This is a genomic window from Clostridium sp. DL1XJH146 (assembly GCF_054819755.1).
The window spans coordinates 1-257 of record NZ_JBTVVN010000152.1 but is presented as its reverse complement, the minus strand read 5'-3'; the positions used below and the strand labels follow the sequence as shown (position 1 = coordinate 257).

The 257-nt window shown below is 60.3% G+C and carries 1 protein-coding gene; it reads left to right on the top strand.

Features of this window, described 5'->3' with window-relative positions; genetic code table 11:
• Positions 1-257, top strand: a 257-nt coding sequence (locus ACVHXK_RS18900; protein ID WP_461207946.1) for a response regulator, incomplete at both ends; no start/stop codon positions are given.

Genomic DNA, 257 nt, shown 5'->3' with positions numbered 1-257 from the left:
ATATCATCCTCCTCGACCTCAACCTGCCGGATATGTCCGGTTATGAAGTCCTGAGGACCCTGCGTCTGTCCAAGGTCAAAACGCCTATCCTCATCCTCTCCGGCATGGCCGGCATCGAGGACAAGGTGCGCGGCCTCGGTTTCGGCGCTGACGACTACATGACCAAGCCTTTCCACAAGGACGAACTGGTTGCCCGCATCCACGCGATCGTTCGCCGCTCGAAGGGCCATGCCCAGTCGGTCATCACCACGGGCGAC